General features: G+C 60.9%; 16 protein-coding genes and 1 tRNA gene. 3 read left to right on the top strand and 14 right to left on the bottom strand.

The window, feature by feature from the left end; all coding sequences use genetic code 11:
- The first annotated feature begins 335 nt into the window (after window positions 1-335).
- Window positions 336-2,822: a glycoside hydrolase family 3 C-terminal domain-containing protein gene (locus SJY08_RS07535; RefSeq protein ID WP_377275200.1), complete on the top strand. Its 2,487-nt coding sequence runs from the start codon at window positions 336-338 to the stop codon at window positions 2,820-2,822.
- Between the two features lie 110 nt (window positions 2,823-2,932).
- Window positions 2,933-3,688, top strand: coding sequence for a metallophosphoesterase (locus SJY08_RS07540; protein WP_377275201.1), 756 nt, complete (start codon window positions 2,933-2,935; stop codon window positions 3,686-3,688).
- Window positions 3,689-3,842: 154 nt separating this feature from the next.
- Here SJY08_RS07540 and SJY08_RS07545 read toward each other — a convergent pair whose 3' ends face one another.
- The 7 genes from SJY08_RS07545 to SJY08_RS07575 form a co-directional block, all read right to left on the bottom strand.
- Complete coding sequence (locus SJY08_RS07545) at window positions 3,843-4,661, bottom strand: MBL fold metallo-hydrolase (protein WP_377275202.1); 819 nt, start codon at window positions 4,659-4,661, stop codon at window positions 3,843-3,845.
- Window positions 4,662-4,671: 10 nt separating this feature from the next.
- Entirely contained in the window at window positions 4,672-5,457 is a 786-nt protein-coding gene (locus SJY08_RS07550; RefSeq protein WP_300890524.1) for a TatD family hydrolase, read from the bottom strand.
- A gap of 4 nt (window positions 5,458-5,461) precedes the next feature.
- Window positions 5,462-7,078: a methionine--tRNA ligase gene (gene metG, locus SJY08_RS07555; RefSeq protein WP_377275203.1), complete on the bottom strand. Its 1,617-nt coding sequence runs from the start codon at window positions 7,076-7,078 to the stop codon at window positions 5,462-5,464.
- Between the two features lie 124 nt (window positions 7,079-7,202).
- Window positions 7,203-8,228, bottom strand: coding sequence for a DNA polymerase III subunit delta' (locus SJY08_RS07560; protein ID WP_377275204.1), 1,026 nt, complete (start codon window positions 8,226-8,228; stop codon window positions 7,203-7,205).
- Window positions 8,225-8,920, bottom strand: coding sequence for a dTMP kinase (tmk, locus tag SJY08_RS07565; protein ID WP_377275205.1), 696 nt, complete (start codon window positions 8,918-8,920; stop codon window positions 8,225-8,227). Before tmk ends, SJY08_RS07560 begins: the two co-directional genes overlap by 4 nt.
- Window positions 8,921-9,038: 118 nt before the next feature.
- The gene (locus SJY08_RS07570; RefSeq protein ID WP_377275206.1) at window positions 9,039-10,211 is read right to left on the bottom strand and encodes a D-alanyl-D-alanine carboxypeptidase family protein; all 1,173 of its coding nucleotides are present in this window, start codon (window positions 10,209-10,211) and stop codon (window positions 9,039-9,041) included.
- A gap of 62 nt (window positions 10,212-10,273) precedes the next feature.
- Window positions 10,274-11,338, bottom strand: coding sequence for a septal ring lytic transglycosylase RlpA family protein (locus tag SJY08_RS07575; RefSeq protein ID WP_377275207.1), 1,065 nt, complete (start codon window positions 11,336-11,338; stop codon window positions 10,274-10,276).
- A 292-nt stretch (window positions 11,339-11,630) separates the two neighbouring features.
- On the opposite strand from SJY08_RS07575, the gene SJY08_RS07580 reads away from it, so the two are divergent.
- Window positions 11,631-11,720, top strand: a tRNA-Ser gene (locus SJY08_RS07580).
- A 1,120-nt stretch (window positions 11,721-12,840) separates the two neighbouring features.
- Here SJY08_RS07580 and SJY08_RS07585 read toward each other — a convergent pair.
- The 7 genes from SJY08_RS07585 to urtA all read right to left on the bottom strand — a co-directional run bounded on the left by SJY08_RS07585 (window position 12,841) and on the right by urtA (window position 19,407).
- Entirely contained in the window at window positions 12,841-13,176 is a 336-nt protein-coding gene (locus SJY08_RS07585) for a zinc ribbon domain-containing protein (protein WP_377278509.1), read from the bottom strand.
- Between the two features lie 76 nt (window positions 13,177-13,252).
- Window positions 13,253-14,485: a formamidase gene (gene fmdA / locus SJY08_RS07590; RefSeq protein WP_377275208.1), complete on the bottom strand. Its 1,233-nt coding sequence runs from the start codon at window positions 14,483-14,485 to the stop codon at window positions 13,253-13,255.
- A 44-nt stretch (window positions 14,486-14,529) separates the two neighbouring features.
- Window positions 14,530-15,219, bottom strand: a complete 690-nt coding sequence (gene urtE / locus SJY08_RS07595) for an urea ABC transporter ATP-binding subunit UrtE (protein WP_054148108.1) — start codon at window positions 15,217-15,219, stop codon at window positions 14,530-14,532.
- Window positions 15,220-15,228: 9 nt separating this feature from the next.
- A complete protein-coding gene (gene urtD / locus SJY08_RS07600; protein ID WP_054148142.1) occupies window positions 15,229-15,987 on the bottom strand; it encodes an urea ABC transporter ATP-binding protein UrtD in 759 nt (252 codons plus the stop codon).
- A gap of 11 nt (window positions 15,988-15,998) precedes the next feature.
- Window positions 15,999-17,126: an urea ABC transporter permease subunit UrtC gene (gene urtC / locus SJY08_RS07605; protein ID WP_054148107.1), complete on the bottom strand. Its 1,128-nt coding sequence runs from the start codon at window positions 17,124-17,126 to the stop codon at window positions 15,999-16,001.
- Window positions 17,127-17,137: 11 nt separating this feature from the next.
- Complete coding sequence (gene urtB, locus SJY08_RS07610; RefSeq protein ID WP_054148106.1) at window positions 17,138-18,064, bottom strand: urea ABC transporter permease subunit UrtB; 927 nt, start codon at window positions 18,062-18,064, stop codon at window positions 17,138-17,140.
- Window positions 18,065-18,144: 80 nt separating this feature from the next.
- The gene (urtA, locus tag SJY08_RS07615) at window positions 18,145-19,407 is read right to left on the bottom strand and encodes an urea ABC transporter substrate-binding protein (RefSeq protein ID WP_069041394.1); all 1,263 of its coding nucleotides are present in this window, start codon (window positions 19,405-19,407) and stop codon (window positions 18,145-18,147) included.
- Window positions 19,408-19,541: the final 134 nt, after the last annotated feature.

Consider the following 19,541-nt stretch of genomic DNA (forward strand, 5'->3'; position numbering starts at 1 on the left):
CCCAATGCCGGGGATCCCGGCCGTTCCTCCGAATGATCGTCCAGCCGCGCAAGACAGCATGCCCGCCTTCCGCCGACGTGCCGCATGCGCCGTCGCTCTGTCCGAGGCTGAAACGCGACCTCCATCACGCCAACCTGTCATACAGGTAGTTTCTGATAAGTCGATGGTCAACAGACAACTTTGAGCGAGCTCAAATTTGCGCGGCTGGGCGCTCTAAACAGCCATGACGTGCATATTGCCCTTGTATTCTTGGCGCCTTTGTCGTTGGCTCCGGACAAAAGTATCCTCTTGGGGATTACCGCGTGCCCCGAGACATGAGATCAGGAGGAAGACGCGTGCTCGACGAATTGCTCGACCAGATGACCCTTGAGGAGCAGGTTGCGCTGCTGGCGGGGGCAGATTTCTGGACCACGGTTGCGGTTGAACGCCTCGGCATTCCCAAGATCAAGGTGACCGACGGGCCGAACGGCGCACGCGGTGGTGGATCGCTGGTCGGTGGCGTCAAATCGGCCTGCTTCCCCGCAGCCATCGGCATCGGCGCCAGCTGGAACCCCGAGCTGGTGCGCGATATGGGCGTGGCACTGGCTGAAGAGGCGAAGACAAAGAGCGCGCGGGTCCTTCTCGCGCCGACCGTCAACATCCACCGCTCAGGCCTCAACGGCCGCAACTTCGAATGCTATTCGGAGGACCCGATGCTGACCTCGGCGCTGGCGGTCGCGTATATCGAGGGGGTGCAGTCGCAGGGCATCGCTGCCACGATCAAGCATTTCGTCGCCAATGAAAGCGAGGTCGAGCGGCAGACCATGTCGTCGGATCTCGACGAGCGCACCCTGCGCGAGATCTACCTTCCGCCCTTCGAGGCGGCCGTGAAAAAGGCTGGCGTCTGGGCGAACATGTCCTCCTACAACCGGTTGAACGGTGTCTGGACCAGCGAAAATCACTGGCTGCTGACCGAACTGCTGCGCGCGGAATGGGGCTATGACGGAATCGTCATGTCCGACTGGTTCGGCTCGCATACGACAGAAGCCTCTGTGATTGGTGGGCTCGATCTTGAAATGCCCGGTCCGACGCGCGATCGTGGCGAGAAGCTGGTCGCAGCCGTCCGCGAGGGCAGGGTGCCGGCCGAAACCGTCAAGGCTGCCGCACGCCGCATGCTCTTGCTGCTCGAGCGAGTCGGAGCATTCGAAGACCCGAAGATGGAAGAAGAGAAGGCCGTCGATCGCCCCGAACACCGTGCGCTCATCCGCAAACTTGGCGCCGAGGGCATGGTTCTCTTGAAGAATGATGGCATCTTGCCGCTCGACAAATCTGCCCTCGACCGTATCGCGGTGCTCGGCCCCAACGCCGCCGAACCGCGCGTCATGGGCGGCGGCAGCGCCCAGATCAACGCGCATTACAAGGTGAGCCCGCTCGAGGGCATTCGCACAGCGTTGTCGGGTACCAATCGGGTCATGCATTTGAAGGCTTGCCGCAACAATCGCCTGACGCAGATGATCAGAGGCGAGGTATTCGTCGACTTCTTCCATGGCCGTGACTGGTCCGGCCCGGTCGTGCAGCGCTCCACGGCCGAGGAAAGCCAGTTCTTCTGGCTCGACATGCCGGATGCCTCCCTCGACCCTCGGAATTTCTCGGCGCGCATCACCACGCGCTTCCGCCCTGAGGAGACAGGCAACCATGTCTTCGGCCTGACCAATGCGGGCTTCGCCAAGCTCTGTGTCGACGGCGAACTTGTCGTGGATGGCGAGACCGGCTGGGCGAAAGGCGACAATTTCTTCGGCCTCGGGAATACCGAAGTGAGGGTCGAAAAGCCGCTCGAAGCCGGACGCACCTATGAGATCCGCGTCGATTACCGCGCCATGCCCGAGGGTTATGAGGGCATCGAGATCCGTGCCGTGCGCTTCGGCGTGGAACTCCCGACGTCCGATGCGGCGATCGCCGAAGCCGTCGAGCAAGCCAAGGCCTGTGACGTCGCCATCCTACTTGTTGGCCGGGAAGGGGAGTGGGATACCGAAGGCCTCGACCTGGCCAACATGCGCCTGCCCGGACGGCAGGAGGAACTGATCGAGAAGGTCGCAGCCGTCAATCCGCGCACCGTTGTCGTCCTCCAGACCGGCGGCCCGGTGGAAATGCCATGGCTCGACAAGGTCTCGGCCGTCATCGAGGCCTGGTATCCGGGCCAGGAAGCGGGCAATGCGATTGCCGACGTGCTCTTTGGCGATGCCGAGCCTGGCGGGCGTCTGCCGCAGACCTTCCCGCAGCGTCTTTCCGACAATTCCGCCATGACAGGTGATCCCAGAACGTATCCGGGCGAAAACGGCCATGTCGTCTACGCGGAAGGCCTCGCGGTCGGCTATCGCCACCATGATGCGGATGGCGCAAAGCCGCTCTTCCCATTCGGTTACGGCCTGTCCTACACGACATTTGCCTGGTCCGTGCCGCGTGCCTCGAGCGTCGATATGGGGGCTGACGGCGTTGCTATCGAAATCGAAGTGACGAACACAGGCGACCGGGCAGGGGCCGAACTGGTCCAGCTCTACGTCAAGTCAAAGGCGTCGCGCCTGCGGCGTCCGGTAAAAGAACTGAAGGCCTTCGCAAAGCTGCATGTCCCGGCCGGCGAGACTGCGACGGCAAGGCTTTCGGTCGCCGTCCGCGACCTCGCTTACTTCGATCCGCAAGCCCGCGCCTGGATTGCCGAAGCCGGCGAGTACGAGCTCGTCATTGCCGCCAATGCCGAGGATGTCCGCGCCAAGCTGCCGCTGAAGTTGGTCAGCGAGTGGCGGGAAGTGGTATCGGCCCCGCCTCTGCCTGCGGTCGTCGACTGAAGCGATACGCGATGCGGCGGAGAGATCGAGCCCTCCGCCGTCTCTTGCCGTGCCGTGAAATTCGATTAGAAGGCTATCATGTCTTCGAAACCGCAGCGGATCCCTTGAGTATGCGCCTCTTCCTCGGATCCGACTTTCACGTCGATTACCGTCAGAACCTTGACTGGCTGCGAGCGCTGTCCCGCGCCGATTTCACCGATGATGTGCTTATGGTCGCCGGCGATCTCTCCGACGAACTCGATCTGGTGAAAGCCAGTTTCGACGAACTGGTGCCGCGCTACGCCAAGGTGCTCTTTCTGCCGGGCAATCACGATCTCTGGACGGCGAGAAGCGGGAAGGGGCCGTCCTTCGAGAAATTCGAAACTCTGAACGCGCTCTGCCACGGCTACGGCATCGAAACCCGACCGGTGGCCTTCGGCAAGACCCTGATCGTGCCGCTACTCGCCTGGTATGATTATTCCTTCGGCGAGCCCGGCCCGACCATCCGCCGCGGCTGGATGGACTTCTACAAGTGCAACTGGGAAGGCTTGGACCCCGCCGAGGTCGCGGCCCGTTTCGACGCGATGAATTTGATGCCGGATACGTCAGGCTTTGATGCCATCTACAGCGTCTCGCATTTCGTGCCGCGCATCGACCTGATGCCGGCGCGTTATCCCGAGAAGCACAAGGCGCTGTTTCCGGTGCTCGGCACAGACCGCCTGGAGCGCCGCATTCGTTCGCTTGGATCCTCGAAGCATTTCTATGGACACAGCCATCTGAACCGCAACAAGGAGATCGACGGCGTCACCTACATCAACAATGCCTTCGGCTATCCCAAGGAAACCGAGATCTCGGCCAAGACCATCCTGCAGGTCGCTGATCTCTAAGCATGGGGAAGCGCCCGACCGAGCGCCTCGACCATACAAACAAAGATCGCATAAGATAGATTATGGAACTTAAGTGCACATTGTAGTGGGGCCTAGTCCGGTCACAATGCATTGAATATCACCGCCTCGCAGCAAACTCAGCTTCTCAGGAAACTCAGATATCCAATTCAAATTCCATGACAAACTGATCGTAGCCTGGCTCGACATGCGGCGGCGTCTCACCCATCACGGTTTCATAGTCGAGCGGCGTATGCATATGCGTGAGCACCGCATGTTTGGGCGCCAGACGCTCGATCCAGCCGAGTGCCTGTTCGAGCGACAGATGGCTCGGATGCGGCCGGTACTGCAGTGCGTCGATGTAAAGCAGCTCAAGCCCTGAGAGCTTGGCGACCGTCTCTTCGGGAAAGTCGGAGACATCGCAACAATACGCCACATCACCGATGCGAAACCCGAGCGATATGATGTCACCATGCTGCTGGACCAGCGGCAGAAGCATTATGGAACCACCGGCGCCATCTATGACGATGGGTTGGTCCATGTCCTCGACAATGACCGGCGCCACGATCGGCGGATAGCTGCTGCCCGGCGGCGTCTTCAGGCAATAGCCGAAACCTTCCTCGATGCGGGCCATCGTCGCTGGCTCCGCATAAATCGGGATCCGGTTCTTCTGGGTGATGAAATATCCTCTGACATCGTCGATGCCATGCAGATGATCCGCATGGGCATGGCTGTAGACGACGGCATCGAGATGCTCGACCTTGGCGCGGATCATCTGCTCGCGAAAATCCGGGCCGGTATCAACGACGACAGTCGTTTTGCCGCCATCGGGTCCGATCTGTTCGATCAGGAAGGACGCGCGGGTCCGCCGGTTGCGCGGATTTTCAGGGTCGCAATTGCCCCAGTCGCCGTTGATCCTGGGGACGCCGGGAGACGAGGAACAACCGAGCAGCGTGAACCGGCGCGTGACCTGCATCAGGGTTCCCTCAGCCCAGCCTGGGCATCTTCGAGAAGCAGCGGAAGGCGTTCTCTGTCGTCACGTCTGCCATCTCCGCGTAGCTCACGCCTTTGACCTCGGCAAGAACCTCGGCCGTGTTCACCACATAGGACGGTTCGTTGCGTTTTCCACGCCAGCGCTTCGGCGCCAGATACGGCGCGTCTGTCTCGACCAGCAGCCGGTCCATCGGCACGCTTTTCACGATCTCGCGTAGCTCTTCCGACTTCGGGAAGGTCACAATGCCGGAGAAGGAGACGTAACCGCCGAGCGCCACACCGGTATCGGCAAGCGCCTGGCCGGACGAGAAGCAGTGCAGAATGAAGGGGAAGGCGCCCTTCCCTGTTTCCTCGGTCAGGATGGCAGCCATATCTTCGTCAGCGCTGCGGCTGTGAATGACGAGTGGCAGGCCCGTGCGCCGCGCCGCCTCGATATGGCGGATCAGGCCCGTCTTCTGGTCCTCGGGCTTCTGCGTGTCGTAGAAATAGTCGAGACCAGCCTCGCCGATCGCCACGATCTTCTCGTGGCTTTCCGCAAGTTCCACCAGTTCATCTGCCGTCACATCCAGCTCGTCGCCGGCATTGTTCGGATGCGTACCGACCGAGCAGAAGACGCTGGGGTAACGCTCGGTGAGCGCCAGCAACGTCGGAAGCTTGCGAACCCGCGTCGAGATCGTCACCATCTGTTTCACGCCGGCCTGATGCGCGCGCGTGACAAGCTCGTCACGCTCAGCGTCGAAATCGGCGAAATCCAGATGGCAATGGGTATCGATCAACATCGTCTCACGCCTTGCCCGCGTCCGGGGCAACGTAGCGCGGATAGACCGGCGAGGGTGCCGGCAGTTCCGTGCCCGGCTGGAGACGTCCTGCAGCGCCGAGCTTGGCGAAGACGCGGTCTTCCTCAGCCACGGCGACCAGATCGAGGATCTTCGCCGAAGTTTCCGGCATGATCGGTTGGAAGAGGACCGCGATCTGGCGCACGACGTCCGCCGTCACATAAAGCACCGTGCCCATGCGCGCCTCGTCGGTCTTCTTCAGAACCCACGGTGCCTGGGCCGCGAAATAGCGGTCGGCCTCGTTGACGATGTTGATGATGGCAGCGACCGCCTTGTGGATCTGCTGCTTGCCCATTTCTTCGCGGCAGATATCGATCGCCTCGTCGGCGATCTTCAGGATCGCCTCGTCTTCCGGCGTCAGCGCACCGGGTGTCGGCACCCTGCCCTCGCAGTTCTTGTTGATCATCGACAGCGAACGGGAAGCCAGATTGCCGATGCCATTGGCGAGATCGGCATTGATGCGTGTCCCAATGCCCTCTTCCGAATAGCTGCCATCCTGACCGAAGGAAACTTCGCGCAGGAAGAAGTAGCGGACCTGGTCGAGGCCGAAATGGTTCACGAGGTTCACCGGATCGACGACATTGCCGAGCGACTTCGACATCTTCTCGCCCTTGTTGAGCAGGAAGCCGTGGGCATAAACTCGGCGGGGCAAAGGCAGACCCGCCGACATCAGGAAGGCCGGCCAGTAGACGGCGTGGAAGCGGATGATGTCCTTGCCGATGATATGCACGTCGGCCGGCCAGTATTTGGCGCGCGGGCCGTTTTCGTCTTCGACATAACCGGTGGCTGTGATGTAATTGGTGAGCGCATCGACCCAGACGTACATGACATGTTTGTCATCACCGGGCACCTTAATGCCCCAGTCGAAGGTGGTGCGCGAGATCGACAGGTCCTTCAGACCCGACTTGACGAAGGAAGTCACCTCGTTGCGGCGCTCGTTCGGACCGATGAAATCAGGCTGGTCCTCGTAGAGCTTGAGAAGCTTGTCTTCATAGGACGAGAGCTTGAAGAAGTAGCTTTCCTCTTCCACCCATTCGACTGGCGTGCCCTGGGGACCGTAGCGCACGCCATCGGGCCGCACTTCGGTTTCCTCTTCCTGGTAATAGGCCTCGTCGCGCACCGAATACCAGCCGGCATAGCCGCCCTTGTAGATGTCGCCGTTCTTCTCCATCCGGCGCCAGACTTCCTGCACCGTCTCGTGATGGCGCTTTTCGGTCGTGCGGATGAAGTCATCATTCGAGGAATTGAGCAACTTGCCCATTTCGCGGAATTCGTTGGAATTGCGCTCGGCAAGCTCTTCCGGCGAAATGCCCTCGGCGCGTGCCGTCTGCTGCATCTTCTGCCCGTGTTCATCCGTGCCCGTCAGGAAGAACACATCCCGGCCGTCGAGCCGCTGAAACCGCGCCATGGCGTCGGTCGCGATCAGCTCATAGGCATGGCCGATATGCGGCTTGCCGTTCGGATAGGAGATGGCAGTCGTGATGTAGAAGGGATCGCTCATGGCTTCTTGTTGTCTTTTCGTCGGTTGCGATTGTCGTGTGCTGTTGTCTCGGCGCCTGACCATGGCGGCGCGCAGCGGCCTGCCATGAACAGCGAAAACAAATGGGGTCGAACGCTCTTAAAACATTCCTCAGGCTTTAGGAACATCCGTTTTGCTGCAGCGCCATGAAGACGGGTAATCGCGCCCGTCAGCGCACGATCGCCGCGAGCACGTCGAGCATGGTCTGCTTGCGATCGAGATTGTAGGCCGCGGCAATGCCGAGCTGCTGATTGATGACAGACGAAAGCCGCGCATAGTGCTCGGCGCCTGAGAGATCGCCCGTCAGCGCGAGGCTTCTCGCGGTTTCGGCCAGGTGGTCGCCCAGATGTTCAACGAAGAAGCCGAAGGCGACCTCGCTGTCCTTGCCCGAGAGCGCATCGGCGATCTTGAACATCATCTTGCGCTGCGCGGGGCCGGATGCAGAAAGCATCTGCTCAAAGGCGTCGAGAATGTCGGCGCCACCGTAATTGACGAGCTTCAACGCGCGGGCGACGCTGCCCTTGGCGAGCGTCAGCACGGCTTCGCGCTTTTCGGCCGGGATCGTGAGACCCAGTTGTCCGAGCGCCTGATCCATCGCCTGAGGTGGCAGTTCGTGCAGCCGGAGCGGCAGGCAACGCGAGCGAATGGTCGGCAAAAGCTTGCCTGGGGCATGGGAGAGCACCAGGAACATTGCCCGCTTTGGCGGCTCTTCGAGGATCTTCAGAATCGCATTCGCCGCGTTGCGGTTGAGGTCGTCGGCCGGGTCGATGATCACGATGCGCCAGTTTCCGGTGCCCGAGGTCTGGGCGAAGAAATGTCCGGCCTTGCGGACCTCGTCGACGGTGATCGCGGTTTTGACCCGTCCGGTCTTTTCATCGACCGGCCGCGAAAGGTGCAGAAGGTTGTGACTTGCCCCGGAAGCGAGCTGGCGGGTGACCGGATGCTCGGGATCCGGATCAGAAATCACCTCCGGTGCGCTTGCCGGATCAGGATGGCGCAGGATGTGGTTGGCGAAACGGAAGGCAAGCGTTGCCTTGCCGATGCCTTCCGGCCCCTCGATCAGCACGGCGTGGTGCCCCTTGCCCGAACGGTAGCTGCGCGCCAAGAACGCCTCTGCGGCTTCGTGACCGAAGAGATGCCGATTGCTGACGGGTGCAATCGCCCCGTCAAGAAGCCCCGCCCTCTCCTCGCTCATGAGCGTGCCGCCTGTCCGCCGTCGCCGGGCGTCGCCGCCTTGCGCGTTATGACCTGCAATACCTCCGACAGTATACCGCTGGCGATCCTAGTCTGGTCGAGCGACGCATCGATCACGCGGCAGCGTTCCGGTTCACGGCTGGCAATATCGAGGAAGCCCTGCCTGCGCTTCTCGTGGATCTCGAGCTTTTCCTTTTCGAAGCGATCGGGGGCAGCAGGTGCCGCCTCCTCCCCTGCCCGTTTGCGGGCGCGCTGGAGGCCGACATCGGCTGACAAGTCCAGCACCAGCGTTACATCGGGCATGGTGGTGCCGATCGAAACGCGCTCAAGGGCCGCCATAAGCGGCGGCTCGATATTGCCGGTGACACCCTGATAGACGCGGGAGGAATTGACAAAGCGGTCGCAGAGCACGATATCGCCGCGGGCGAGCGCCGGCCGGATCACGCAATCCAGATGATCGGCACGGGCGGCGGCAAACAAGAGCGCTTCCATGCGCACTCCGAAGGCCTCGGCGGCGCCGGACAGGAGCACATGGCGGAGGGCTTCAGCACCCGGCGATCCGCCCGGCTCGCGTGTGGTGACGACCGTGTGGCCCTTCGCGCGCAGGTTCTCGGCCAGCAGGCGGATCTGGGTCGATTTCCCGGCCCCCTCGCCTCCCTCGAAACTCACGAACAATCCGCGCGCCGTCGTCAATGCCTTGCTACTTCCCGCCTGAAGCGTTTCAGAACCAGCCCCTCGGGCTTTCCTACGGCTCTAAACCAAGATGGCAGCCTGCGAAACCGCTGATGACCTGGAGGCTCCAAATTTTCCGTCAGATCCAGAAAAGCAGGAGCTCTATCAAGGCATCCCAGGCCCGCTGACTGAGCGTTCCGACTTCGACGGCTTCGGCACTCTTCAAGGGCACGCTGACCAGCGGTCGATCGCCTGAGAAGACATTGAGCGTAGCGATCGCGGCGTCGGCTGCAACCGGCGGATTGAGCGGCCAGCGATAGACGATGCGTGCCTGCAGACGTTCCGGATTGTTGACGGGGACATAAACTTCCACTGGCTGCGCGGCGACCAGCGGGACCTTGGACTGCGCCCCGCCATAGATGCTCGCCTCACCGATGATCTCGCCGGTCTGGAACAGGGTGCGCATCTCGAAGCTGTCAAAACCCCAGTTCAGCAAACGTCTTGCCTCTTCCGTCCGCTCCTTGTCGGTTGCAACGCCGCTCAGCCCCAGAAACAGCCGTCGCCCGTCGCGCTCGATCGAGGCGACGATGGCAAAGCCGCTGCCTTCGGCAAAGCCGGTCCCAAGCCCATCGGCGCCGAACGACAGAAGCGGATTGCGGTTGCGCTGCAGGATCTTGTTCCACTCGAATTCCGGCAGGCCGAAGGTCTGGTAGAGATCGGGATAGGTTGCGACCAGATGGCGCGAGAGCTTCACCAGGTCATAAAGGGTCGACCGGTTGTCTGGATGCGGCAAACCGGTGGCATTGCCGAAACGGCTTTCGACAAGTCCGAGTTCGGCCGCCCGCGCATTCATCCGCTCGACGAACTTCGCCTCCGAGCCAGCCATGCCCTCAGCGATGATCAGGCAGCCGTCATTGGCGGTCTGCACCGCGATGCCCCTGATCAGATCGGCGACCGGAACCTGGCTTTTCACGGCCGCGAACATCGTTGAGGTGCGGGACGGTGCGCCGCCTGTCCGCCAGGCATATTCCGAGACCGGAAAGTTCGTTTCCGGCCTGATTTCGCCCTTCTTGAGGGCATCGAAGACCACTTCCAGCGTCATCAGCTTGGCAAGCGATGCCGGCGCAAAACTCTGTCGCTCGTTCTTGGCGAGCAGAACCGTGCCGGTCGACGCCTCGACCAGATAGGCCTGGGCAGACTTGGTTTCGATCAACTGCGGTGTCGGAACGGCTTGCGCCCGTGCGGTGCTCGTGATGGACCCGTTTGGTGACAGCAATGCCAGCAGCAGGAAGGCGGAGAGGATAAGACGCATGTTCACACTTCGGCTGGCCGGCTCAACAGTGATGCGCCTTTTCCAGCACGGTCGCTGCGGGTTCAGCGCCCGCTGGAGAGCGTGATACCGCCCTTTGCGACCGAAGCGAGAATCGAACGCTCGGTGAGACCGTCATTGCGCACGAGAATAGCCTCGAAGGCAAGCGCGCCAGCTTCCGGACGTTCCGGTGCATAGGCTGCCGCGTAGCCGGATCCGTCGTAACCGTCGATATGGTGAGGACGCGCCATCGGCATCGGCCCAAAGTCCGGAAGGGCCGCGAAGCTTTCGCCTGAGACCACGGCACCCGGGGCGGCCGTGCCCGCCTGCATCAGCAGCTGCGCATCGAGCGTCTGAGGCGTCGTATTGCCGCTCGGTGTCGGCCCTGCGAGCGCCGTCTGGTAGGTCGTGGCCACTGGCGGCTGATAATCGGGCGTATTGGTCTCATTCGACGCCACCATCACGCCGGAGGCGATCTGGCCGCCCGGATCGATGACCGGTCCGCGCTCGCCCTTGCGGATGTAAGAGGCCATCAGATAGGGCATGTCATGGCCGTCCATGCGTGCCGGCCCGATATACTGCACCCGCACCTCACCGGTACCGCTGTGCTTCATGTCGAGCATGTCAGCCGTCTTGCGCGACAGATCGATGATGCGCCCCTTGTGAAACGGTCCACGATCATTGATTCGCACGATGACAGAGCTGCCGGTGTTGAGATTGGTGACACGGGCATAACTCGGCAGAGGCAGTGTCGGATGGGCGGCCGACAGATGTTCCTTGTCGTAGAGCTCGCCATTGGCGGTCAGCCGGCCGTGGAAGGCATCGCCATACCAGGACGCGACACCCACCTTGTCGTAGCGCGGATTTTCCTTCGGCACGAAGGTCTTTCCCTTCACCACATAGGGCTTGCCGACCATATAGCGGCCACCGCCCTTCGGGATCGGACCGCTCGCCACAACCCTCGGGCTCGCCTTCACGCCATAAACGGACTCGGCGAAATATTCCTTCGAGCGCTTCGGCTTTTCAGCCGTGTCCTTGGTGGTCGAGCAGGAGGCGGTAAAGGCACAGAGCAGGGTTAGCGCCAGCCACTTCCGGGAATTGGCCAAGAGGCCGCGCGTCGTCAGATGCATGTGTCCCACTTCAGATCGCGGACGCTGATCATCTGCGCCCTGTCCAAGAGGCCGCCATGCCTCCGCTCACTTGCGCGCAATGAAGGCTGTGCAAAAATGGCCAAAATGGGAAAAGTCACAATTTCAGTGATCATTCCGTTCCGGATTCGATGAGCATGGTTAACGCTTCGTTGCCGCTCGGCACTGTCGAAAACAGGTTTTGAGCACCAGCCAAGGCGCCCGCGTATGCCTTACAATTTGCTAGAGCACACCCTTGCCAAATCCTGCAGCTTTGCGCATAACGCAGCCGTCCGGATGGGTGTCCGAGTGGTTTAAGGAACCGGTCTTGAAAACCGGCGTGCGGGAGACCGTACCGTGGGTTCGAATCCCACCCCATCCGCCATTATTCTCACCAAGATACAGAATTCATTGTTTTTTCTTGTGGGTCGAAAATTCTGGCCCGCCACGCACAACTGACGTCAAACCGACGCGGAGACTTGTGGATCACGGGGCAAACTCAGAATTTCCAAATGCGATGACATTCGATTACACCGCACTGGTATAGGCATAGAACCTTTGCGCAAGACGTGCTCAGTCCTTCAGAAGGGACTTCCATGTCTGAATGCAGCTCTCCCTCGCTCCCCTCTTCCACGGATCTTCTCGAATCGAGTTCACCTTGCGAGGAAGTGCGGACGGAGGTGCGGGCATCTTCGGCTGCGCCACTAGCTGGAACGCCCGAAGCAACATCTTCCACAAAAGCTGCCCGCACGTTGAAACCCGGCTTCGAGGGCGGAGTTGAAGACGAGCGCTTCCTGTCGGCTCAGGACGTTGCGTTGCGATTGCGGTAAGTGTCGCCACCATTTGGCGCCAAACCAAGGAAAACACGGCATTCCCGAAGCCGCTGAAGGTCCTCAACGGATCAACGGGCGACGAATTGCCGGAGGCGGCGGAACGAGGGAACTGCCGAGTTGGTGGGTTGAGGCGACTCTGAGCCAGCTTGGTTCCTGGCAAGGCGGAGGCACGCCCGACAAATCAAGCGCGGCGCACTGGACCGGTCGCAGTATCCCTTGGGCATCTCCCAAGGACATGAAGCGCTTTCACATCTCAGAGGCTGAAGATCAGATCACGGAAACAGCTTTGGCTGGATCGTCGTCGAATTTGGTCGCCGAGAATTCTGTGCTCTTGGTCACGCGAAGTGGCATCGAATCCGCGCCGGGCGCGAGGCGGCACCGAAGGTGAAACGCGGGCGGGGAGCGAAGGGATGACAACGCTCTGTAAGCTTCGGCCGGGGCGCCTCTCGCCTCTGCGCTTGGACGCTGGAATGCAGGTAGAAGTCTTCATCATGACGGATGGCCGAACGCCCCTGCAGTTCTTCCTGAAGCCTGTTCAGGATCAATTCGCGCGGGCCTTCCGAGAAAGGTGACGAAGCAGCGCTTAGAGCGGCGGTGGCCGGGCCATGAGTTTGGTTTGAGCCTGGCGAGGACCAGAACATGTTGACGCTTGCCTCGTGAACAGATCTGCCATCAGTGACTGATCATCCAGGGGCGTGCGGAAGGAAAGGTCTTTGCGCCATCGGCGCGAAAGATTGTTTTGGATTTTTTCGGTGCACCACTGCAGCAGACACATCCAGCGCCGTGACCAAGCGACTTCGATGTCTTCGGCTCATGGGCAGATCGCTCGTTGGTGCCGATCGCACTGCGGGTCGCATTGTCCATCAATGCGAAGAAGGGGGTCGAGAAGAAGGCCCTCGGCGAGGCCGCGCCGCAATTTGGGCAGTCGCAAGGATCACCGGACATCGCCATTGGGCGGTTCTGAGTGAATCCGCCACAGTCCGTGCAGTTGTAGTCGTAGTTCGGCATGCTCTGTCTCTCCATCAGGGGGCTGCAGAAAGGTGCGGAGGGCGCGGATGGTCCATCGACGCCCTCCCCTTCCACCTTACAGGTCGCGGGCTAGCGGTACGTCGATCTTGCCGTCGAGGAACTTCTTCGGCCCATCGGAACCGGGCTTCATGTCGAATTCGAAGATGTCGAGCGGGAGCCAGAGCGTCGCGCAGGCATTTGGGATGTCGACGACGCCCGAGATGTGACCCTGGACCGGGGCTGTGCCGAGGATCGCATAGGCTTGCGCCCGGGTGTAACCGAACTTGGTCATGTATTCGATCGCGTTCAGGCAGGCCTGGCGATAGGCGATGTGGACGTCGAGGTAGTGCTGCTTGCCGCCCTCATCGACGGAGATGCCCTCGAAGATCAGGTAGTCGTCGTATTTCGGCGTGATCGGTGACGGCCGGAAGATCGGGTTCTTGATCCCGTATTTGGCCATGCCGTCCTTGATCAGCGAGACCTTGATATGCAGCCAGCCGGCCATTTCGATCGCACCGCAGAAGGTGATCTCGCCGTCGCCCTGGCTGAAATGCAGGTCGCCCATCGAAAGACCCGCACCGTCGATATAGACGGGGAAATAGATCTTCGAACCGCGCGACAGGTCCTTGATGTCGCAATTACCGCCATGCTCGCGCGGCGGCACGGTGCGCGCACCTTCGGCTGCGGCCTTGTCGCGCCCCTCCCCCTTGAGGCTGCCCATATGGGCGGTCGAACCACCATCCGGCAGGGCGGCGAGCGGTGGAACACGACCGGGATCCGTGTCGAACAGCGCCTTTTCCCGGCTGTTCCACATCTCAAGCATCTTGTGATCCGGCAGGCAGCCGATCAGGCCTGGATGGATGAGCCCGGCATATTTGACGCCTGGCACGTGGCGCGAGGAAGTGAACATGCCGTGGAAATCCCAGATAGACTTTTGCGCCTCGGGGAAGTGCTCGGTCAGGAAGCCACCACCGTTCTTCTTGGAAAAGAAGCCGTTGAAACCCCAGAGACTGTTGTCGAAGGCTCCAATGTCGAGAATGTCGACGACCAGCAGGTCGCCGGGCTGGGCGCCCTTGACGCCGATCGGCCCGGACAGGAAATGCACCTGGCTGAGGTCCACATCGCGCACATCAGCGGCATCGTCGTCATTCTTGATCTGGCCGCCGGTCCAGTCATAGGTCTCGACCCGGAAGTCGTCGCCCGGCTCGACCCAGCAGGCCATCGGAATATCAGGGTGCCAGCGGTTGTGGATCTTCTCGTTGGTATAGGGCGACTCGTTAAGATCAACCTTGATCAGTGTATCGGGCATGGCTTGGCTCCTTCCTTGGGTGTGAAGCGACTTGGTTTGGTGGGTCAGACGGAGAGGAAGCTGGAGACGCGCGCCTCGTCGATACCGGCGCGCGGCGCCTCATGGACGATCTCGCCCTTTTCGATCACCAGCACCCGGTCGGCCATGTCGAGCGCAAAGCTCAACACCTGTTCAGAGACGACGATGGAAAGACCGATCTCGTCGCGGATCCGGCAGAGCGTTCGCGCCATCTCCTTGATGATCGACGGCTGAATGCCTTCGGTCGGCTCGTCGAGCAGCAGCACCTTCGGCTTCGACGCAAGCGCGCGGGCGATCGCCAGCTGTTGCTGCTGGCCGCCGGAGAGATTGCCGCCGCGCCGCCCCTTCATCTCGAGCAGGACGGGGAAAAGCTCGTAGATCTGCCCCGGCACGGACTTTTCGCCAGTAACAGTGAGCCCGGTCTCGATGTTTTCCTGGACGGTGAGTGTGGAGAAGATCATCCGCCCCTGCGGCACATAGGCGAGCCCTTTGGCCACACGTTCGTAGCTTTCGAGCCGCTCGACCGGGGTCTCGCCGATCCGGATCGATCCGGCGGCGGAGGGAACGACCCCCATCAGCGACTTCATCAGCGTCGTCTTGCCCATACCGTTGCGACCCATGATCGCAACGATCTCGGCGGGTTTGACGTCAAAGGACAGACCGTGAATGACCTCGCTCTGGCCATAACTGACCTTCAGTTTTTCGACAGACAGCATGACGATCTCCTAGTGACCGAGATAGACTTCGACGACCCGGGGGTCGTTCTTGACGCGCTCCATGCTGCCTTCCGACAGGACCTTGCCCTGGTGCAGCACGGTGACGCGGTGGGCGATGTCCTCGACGAACTTCATGTCGTGCTCGATGACGATGACCGACTGGTTCTTCGTGATCGTGTTGAGGAGCTCTGCCGTCTTGATGCGTTCGGCCACACTCATGCCGGCGACCGGCTCGTCGAGCATCAGAAGCCGTGGCTTCTGGATCAGCAGCATCCCGATCTCCAGCCACTGCTTTTGGCCATGGCTGAGGATCGCCGCGTCGGTATTCAGGTGATCCTTGAGGAAGATCAGTTCGGCCACTTCCTCGACCCGCTCGATCACCTCGCGGTCGCGTCGGAATGTGAGCGCGCCGAAGACGGAGCGTCCTCGGGGAAAGGAGAGTTCGAGGTTCTCGAAGACGGTGAGATCTTCGTAGATCGATGGGTTCTGAAATTTTCGACCGACGCCGGCATGCACGATCTCGTGCTCGCGCATCCGGGTGAGCTCACGGCCATCGAACCGGATGGAACCGGAAGTCGCCTTGGTTCTCCCGCAGATGAGGTCGAGGACCGTGGTCTTGCCGGCCCCGTTCGGGCCGATGATCACCCGGATCTCGTTCTCATCGACATAGAGCGAGAGATCGTTCACCGCCTTGAAGCCGTCGAATGACACGGTGAGCGCATCAATGCTGAGGATGAAGTCTCGGGCGGGCTGGGCAGCAACTTGCATGATCGCCTCCATCATTCGGCTGCTTGCGGCTGCGTCAGCGGCGCGCGTTTCAGGAAGCCAGGCATCCGACGTGCGAAGAAGGGCTCGACATGGTCCTTGACGAGGCCCGCCAGGCCGTAGGGGAAGGCCATGACGACAGCGATGAACAGACCGCCCATGGCGAACAGCCACAGCTCGGGGAAGCTCTCGGAAAAGGTCGTCTTGGCGGCATTGACGAGAAGCGCGCCATAGATCGCCCCGAACAGCGACAGGCGTCCGCCAACGGCCGCAAAGATCACCATCTCGATGGATGGCACGATGCCGACGAAGGACGGCGACATGAAGCCGACCTGCAGCGTGAACATCGCACCACCGATGGCCGACATCGCGGCGGCCAGGCAAAAGATGAAGATCTTGAAATTGGCAACGTCATAGCCGGAGAAGCGAACCCGGTCCTCGCGGTCACGCATGGCAATCAGCAGCCGGCCGAATTTCGAGATGCGGACCGCCTGGGCGAGCAGCAGCACGCCGATCAACAGCACGGCGTTGACGAAGTAGAGGATCAGCTTTGCCTCGTCGGTACGAATATCCCAGCCGAGCAAAGTCCTGAGATCGGTGATCCCGTTGACACCGCCGGTATAGCCCTGCTGGCCGATGATCAAGATGGTGAGGATCGCGGCAACGGCCTGGGTGATGATGGCGAAATAGACTCCACCGACCCGTCGCTTGAACATGGCCGCCCCGATGATGAAGGCGAAAACCGATGGCACCAGGATGATGGCCACAAGCGTGAAGGAGAAGGAATAGAAGGGCGCCCACCACGATGGCAGCGCAGTGATCTGGTTCCAATCCATGAAGTCGGGAATACCCGGCGTCGATTGGATCTTCGTCGCTTCAGGCGTGGAGGCCTCAAGCTTCAGGAACATGGCCATGCAGTAGCCGCCGAGGCCGAAGAAGATCCCCTGACCGAGGCTGAGGATGCCGCCATTGCCCCACAGAAGCACGAGGCCGACGGCAACGAAGGCATAGGTCAGATACTTGCCGATCAGATTGAGCCGGAAGATGTCGAAGCCAAGGGGCAGAACGACGAGGAGCAGCGCGGCCAGGATAGCAAAGTAGAGCCATTCCTTGCGGGTAAAGAGAAAGCCGACAGCAGGCATGGGAGGTCTCCTTAGCGGCGGATGTTGAGGGAGAAGAGGCCTTGCGGGCGCAGCATCAGGATGCCGACGACGGTCAGCAGCGTCAGGACCTTGGCCATGGAGCCGCTGAGGAAGAATTCCATCGTTGACTGGGCCTGGGAGATGGTGAAGGCCGAGGCGATGGTGCCGATCAAGCTGCCTGCACCGCCAAAGACGACAACAAGGAAGGTATCGACGATGTACAGCTGTCCGGCGGTCGGACCGGTCGAGCCGATCATGGTAAAGGCAGAACCGGCAATGCCGGCGATGCCGCAACCGAGACCGAAGGTCATGCGATCGACTTTCTTGGTATTGATACCGACGGCACCGGCCATGACGCGGTTCTGCACCACGGCGCGCACCCGCTTGCCCCAGGAGGAGCGATACATAAGGAAATAGACGGCGCCCGCGATGATCAGGGTAAGGGCCATGACGAAGAGACCGTTGAGCGGCACCTCGATCGTGTCACTGACGGCAACGGAGCCCATCATCCAGTCGGGCAGGGTCACGCCGACCTCTCGGGCACCGAAGACCGAGCGATAGAGTTGCTGCAGGACGAGCGATAGGCCCCAGGTGGCGAGCAGCGTGTCCAGAGGGCGGCGGTAGAGATGGCGGATCAGCGCCCATTCCACGAACACGCCAAGCGAAAAAGAGGCGGCGAAAGCGAGCGCCATGGCAACGAAGAAGTAGAAGGGGAAAAGCGCGGGCAGATAGGCAGTCACCAAAGTGGAGACGAGATAGGTGACATAGGCGCCAAGGATCATGAACTCCCCATGCGCCATGTTTATTACCCCCATCTGTCCGAAGATGATGGCAAGACCGAGCGCCATCAGCACGAAGACGGAAAACAGGATCAACCCTGCAAAACCCTGCATGGCCAGGATCGAGAAGAATTCACTATAGGTATATTCGCCGATCATTGCGTCACCTCGCATGCCCTCGAAAACGTTCGGGAAAAAGGGGGCCGGCCTGTGCCGGCCCTCCAGGCGGGGAACAATGCTTATTGATAGCCTTCCGGGAACGGGTCCGGCTCCATCAGGTCCGTCGTCTCGTAGACGACGTCGTACTGGCCGTCGGCACGGGCGTGCCCGATGCGGGTCTTGGACCAAAGGTGGTGGTTCTCGTGGACCTTCACATAGCCTTCCGGTGCCGTCGTCAGTTCGATGCCAGGCGAAGCGGCGCGCACCTTGTCGATGTCGAAGGAACCAGCCTTCTCCACCGCCGCCTTCCACAGCCAAGGGCCGAGATAGGCGGCCTGGGTGACGTCGCCGATGACGATGTCGTCGCCCCACATCTTCTTGAACTCGGCGACAAAGGACGTGTTGTTGTCGTTCGGCAGGCTCTGGAAGTATTTCATGGCGGCATAGGCGCCCACCATGTTCTCGCCGCCAATGCCGAGGATCTCGTCCTCAGTGACCGAGATCGTGAGAAGCAGCGGCTTCTCCTTGGTCATATCAATGCCGGCAGCCTTCAGCTGCTTGTAGAACGCAACGTTCGAGCCACCGACGACGATGGCATAGATGACATCGGGCTTCTTCAGCTTGATCTTGTTGATCACCGAATTGAACTGGGTATGCCCGAGCGGGTAGTATTCCTCGCCGACAACTTCGAGGCCGAGTTTCTCGATGTGCTTGCGGGCGATCTTGTTGGACGTGCGCGGCCAGATATAGTCAGAGCCGAGCAGATAGAAGCTCTTTGCGCCCTTCTCCTTTACCACCCAGTCAATGCCAGCGAGAATCTGCTGGGTTGCTTCCTGACCGGTGTAAATGACGTTGGGCGACTGCTCGAGCCCTTCGTAGAATGTCGGATAGTAAAGCATGCCGTTATACTGCTCGAAGACGGGCAGAACAGCCTTGCGCGAAGCCGAGGTCCAGCAACCGAAGACGGCCGCGACCTTGTCCTCAACGAGCAGCTTCTTCGCCTTTTCGGCGAAGGTCGGCCAGTCGGAGGCACCGTCTTCCTGGATCACCTCGATCTTGCGACCAAGAATGCCGCCACTGGCATTGATCTGTTCGATGGCGAGCTTTTCAGCTTGAACCGAGCCGGTCTCGGAAATCGCCATGGTGCCGGTAACAGAATGCAGGATGCCCACTTTCACGGTGTCGTCGGTCACAGCCAGGCCAGTGGCATTGACGACTGCAGTGGATGTGTCCTGCGCGAAGATCGGCGTGCTCAGCGCCGTCAACAGCGGGATCGATGCCACGCCTGCAAGCAGGGCTCGGCGACTGATGCTCAGCGGTGGGATTTTGGGGTCGTCAGACATGGCGTGCCTCTTCGTCGTTGTGGAGGGTTGCAGCAGGGCCAGCAGCGAGGGAACCGGCCAACTGGAGGTAACCTCGTCGCAATTGGTGCAACGCAACAATGGAGCGTTTGACGTATACCCACCCGGGTCTTTGT

It is taken from the genome of Rhizobium sp. R86522 (genome assembly GCF_042466255.1).
Taxonomy (GTDB): Bacteria; Pseudomonadota; Alphaproteobacteria; order Rhizobiales; family Rhizobiaceae; genus Allorhizobium.

Bases quoted from the DNA above. Each gene is read 5' to 3' on its own strand.
- SJY08_RS07540 (WP_377275201.1), top strand. From the start codon at position 2,933: ATGCGCCTCTTCCTCGGATCCGACTTTCACGTCGATTACCGTCAGAAC.
- SJY08_RS07545 (WP_377275202.1), bottom strand. From the start codon at position 4,661: ATGCAGGTCACGCGCCGGTTCACGCTGCTCGGTTGTTCCTCGTCTCCC.
- SJY08_RS07550 (WP_300890524.1), bottom strand. From the start codon at position 5,457: ATGTTGATCGATACCCATTGCCATCTGGATTTCGCCGATTTCGACGCT.
- metG (WP_377275203.1), bottom strand. From the start codon at position 7,078: ATGGTCAGGCGCCGAGACAACAGCACACGACAATCGCAACCGACGAAA.
- SJY08_RS07560 (WP_377275204.1), bottom strand. From the start codon at position 8,228: ATGAGCGAGGAGAGGGCGGGGCTTCTTGACGGGGCGATTGCACCCGTC.
- SJY08_RS07570 (WP_377275206.1), bottom strand. From the start codon at position 10,211: ATGCGTCTTATCCTCTCCGCCTTCCTGCTGCTGGCATTGCTGTCACCA.
- SJY08_RS07575 (WP_377275207.1), bottom strand. From the start codon at position 11,338: ATGCATCTGACGACGCGCGGCCTCTTGGCCAATTCCCGGAAGTGGCTG.
- SJY08_RS07585 (WP_377278509.1), bottom strand. From the start codon at position 13,176: ATGCCGAACTACGACTACAACTGCACGGACTGTGGCGGATTCACTCAG.
- fmdA (WP_377275208.1), bottom strand. From the start codon at position 14,485: ATGCCCGATACACTGATCAAGGTTGATCTTAACGAGTCGCCCTATACC.
- urtE (WP_054148108.1), bottom strand. From the start codon at position 15,219: ATGCTGTCTGTCGAAAAACTGAAGGTCAGTTATGGCCAGAGCGAGGTC.
- urtD (WP_054148142.1), bottom strand. From the start codon at position 15,987: ATGCAAGTTGCTGCCCAGCCCGCCCGAGACTTCATCCTCAGCATTGAT.
- urtC (WP_054148107.1), bottom strand. From the start codon at position 17,126: ATGCCTGCTGTCGGCTTTCTCTTTACCCGCAAGGAATGGCTCTACTTT.
- urtB (WP_054148106.1), bottom strand. From the start codon at position 18,064: ATGATCGGCGAATATACCTATAGTGAATTCTTCTCGATCCTGGCCATG.
- urtA (WP_069041394.1), bottom strand. From the start codon at position 19,407: ATGTCTGACGACCCCAAAATCCCACCGCTGAGCATCAGTCGCCGAGCC.